Consider the following 2,644-nt stretch of genomic DNA (forward strand, 5'->3'; position numbering starts at 1 on the left):
CCCAGCCCTCTCCCCGCAAGCGGGGAGAGGGAGCCCGCCCGCCGCGCGGCGAAGTATCGTTGTGCCAAAAGGACTTTGATCAAAATGCCTGCCGCCTCGATTGAACTCACCGACGCCCCGCTGTTCACCTATGCGCTGCGCCGCGCCGATGATGCGCTTGTGCTCGGGCATCGGCTGTCGGAATGGTGCGGGCATGCGCCGATGCTGGAAGAGGACATGGCGCTGTCGAACATCGCGCTCGACCTGATCGGACAGGCGCGTGAGCTTTACAGCTATGCGGGGCAGGTCGAAGGGCAGGGCCGCGGCGAGGATCAGCTCGCCTACCTGCGCGAGGAGCGGCAGTACCAGAACCTGCTGCTGGTCGAGCAGCCGAACGGGGACTTCGCCCGCACCATCGCGCGGCAACTGTTCTATTCGGCCTTCGCCGATCCGTATTGGCGGGCGATGATGCAATCGTCCGACGCCACGCTCGCCGCAATTGCCGCCAAGTCGGAAAAGGAAAGCGCCTATCACCTCCGCCACGCGGCCGAATGGATGATCCGGCTCGGCGACGGCACCGACGAAAGCCACCGCCGTGCGCAGGATGCGGTGGATGCGTTGTGGGCGTTCACCGGCGAGCTGTTCGAGACCGACGATGCCGAACGAAAGCTGATCGAGAGCGGCGTTGCGATCGATCCGGCGAGCCTGCGCGGCACCTGGCAGAGCACGATCGAGACCGTGCTGCGTGAAGCGACCCTGACGGTGCCGAGCAATTCGTGGATGCAGCAGGGTGGCCGGACCGGCCGCCACACCGAGCACCTCGGCCGGCTGCTCGCCGAGTTGCAGCACATGCAGCGGACCTATCCGGGGCAGACGTGGTGACGCCGACCGGCAGCGACGCCGAGCTGCGCCAGCGCGCCTGGGACGCCGCCGCCACGGTGTGCGATCCGGAAATTCCGGTGCTCAGCATCGCCGATCTCGGCGTGCTGCGCGAGGTGCGCGTCGAGCAAGGCCGCGTCGAGGTCGCGATTACCCCGACCTATTCCGGGTGTCCGGCGATGAACATGATTGCGCTGGAGATCGAGACCGCGCTGGCGCGCGCCGGCATCGCTCAGGCACGGGTGACGACCGTGCTGGCGCCGGCGTGGACCACCGACTGGATGAGCGAAGCCGGCCGCGCCAAGCTCAAGGACTATGGCATCGCGCCGCCGCAGGTGACCGGCTCGCGCCGCGCGCTGTTCGGTGACCTCGAGGTCGCGTGTCCGCAGTGCGGCGCGACCGACACCGAGCAGCTCTCCGAATTCGGCTCGACCTCGTGCAAGGCGCTGTGGCGCTGCAAGAGCTGCCGCGAACCGTTCGATTACTTCAAATGCCATTGAGCGCCGCCATGAACATATCCGCCAGCATTCCGCGCTTCCATCCGCTCACGATCGCCGACCTGCGCCGCGAGGGGCGGGATGCGATCTCGCTCAGCTTCACGATCCCGCCGGAGCTGGCGAGCGCCTATCAGTTCGTGCCTGGCCAGTATCTGACGCTGCGCACCACGATGGACGGCGAGGAGGTGCGGCGATCGTATTCGATCTGCTCCGGCCCGGACGACGGCGAGCTGCGGATCGCGGTGAAGAAGGTCGACGGCGGCGCGTTCTCGGTGTGGGCGACCGAGGAGCTGAAGGTGGGCGATACGCTCGACGTGATGACCCCGACCGGCCGGTTCGGCGCGATCCACGCGGCGGCGGAAGTTCGCACCTATGTCGGCTTCGCGGCCGGCAGCGGCATCACCCCGATTCTGTCGCTGATCAAATCGGTGCTGGCGCGCGAACCGGGCAGCCGTTTCTTCCTGTTCTACGGCAATCGCACCACCGACCAGATCCTGTTTCGCGACACGCTGGAGACGTTGAAGGACCGCTACCTCGACCGTCTCGCGGTGTTTCATGTGCTGTCGCAGGAGGAGCAGGACGTCCCGGTGATGCAGGGCCGGCTCGACCGCGACAAGGTGCGGCTGCTGCTCACCGCGATGGTGCCGGCGGCGAGCGTCGATCATGTCTTCATCTGCGGCCCGACCGGAATGAGCGACGACATCGAGCTCACCTGCCGCGACCTCGGCATTGCCGCCGAGCGGATCCATGTCGAGCGTTTCGTCTCGGGGCTCGGCGGCAAGCCGCGGCCGAAGACGGTGGTCGAGGCTGGCGCGCCGCCGAAGGCGATCGCATCGCTGATCATCGACGGCAAGCGCCGCGAAGTGCCGGTGGCGGAAGGTGAGGCGATTCTGGACGCCGCACTGCGCGCCGGCGTCGATCTGCCGTTCGCCTGCAAAGGCGGGATGTGCTCGACCTGCCGCGCCAAGCTGGTCGAGGGCGAGGCCAAGATGGATCTGAACTACTCGCTGGAGCCCTGGGAACTCGCCGCCGGTTTCGTGCTCACCTGCCAGGCCAAACCGACCACCGATCGCGTGGTGGTGGATTACGATCATCTGTGATCGGAGGAGGGGCGCACTCACGTCTCCACTCGTCATTCCGGGGCGCGCGTAGCGCGAGCCCGGAATCCAGAGGTTGTGGAACGATAAGGCTGAACAGCTCGAGATTCCTGTATCTGCGATGTGCTGGTGCATAGTCAGCGCGACAGAGGCCGCTCGGTAGATTCCCGGCCGATCATCTCGCCGTAACCC

At 66.7% G+C, this 2,644-nt stretch carries 3 protein-coding genes; all 3 read left to right on the top strand.

Translation table 11 applies throughout. The features are described from left to right. The first annotated feature begins 84 nt into the window (after positions 1-84). From paaC to paaE, 3 genes are read left to right on the top strand one after another with little or no spacing between them, the layout of a single operon-like run. Positions 85-861 (top strand): 1,2-phenylacetyl-CoA epoxidase subunit PaaC, encoded by a 777-nt coding sequence (paaC, locus tag DY468_RS24385; protein WP_164608172.1) that lies wholly within the window; start codon positions 85-87, stop codon positions 859-861. Then, the gene (gene paaD / locus DY468_RS24390; RefSeq protein ID WP_164608174.1) at positions 855-1,358 is read left to right on the top strand and encodes a 1,2-phenylacetyl-CoA epoxidase subunit PaaD; all 504 of its coding nucleotides are present in this window, start codon (positions 855-857) and stop codon (positions 1,356-1,358) included. Before paaC ends, paaD begins: the two co-directional genes overlap by 7 nt. An 8-nt stretch (positions 1,359-1,366) precedes the next feature. After that, entirely contained in the window at positions 1,367-2,455 is a 1,089-nt protein-coding gene (gene paaE, locus DY468_RS24395) for a 1,2-phenylacetyl-CoA epoxidase subunit PaaE (protein ID WP_164608176.1), read from the top strand. The last annotated feature ends 189 nt before the right edge of the window (positions 2,456-2,644 follow it).

The sequence above is a fragment of the Rhodopseudomonas sp. BR0M22 genome, assembly GCF_010907035.1.
Lineage (GTDB): Bacteria > Pseudomonadota > Alphaproteobacteria > Rhizobiales > Xanthobacteraceae > Rhodopseudomonas.

Excerpts from the sequence above, each read along its gene's own strand:
- paaE (WP_164608176.1), top strand. The coding sequence starts at position 1,367 with ATGAACATATCCGCCAGCATTCCGCGCTTCCATCCGCTCACGATCGCC.
- paaC (WP_164608172.1), top strand. The coding sequence starts at position 85 with ATGCCTGCCGCCTCGATTGAACTCACCGACGCCCCGCTGTTCACCTAT.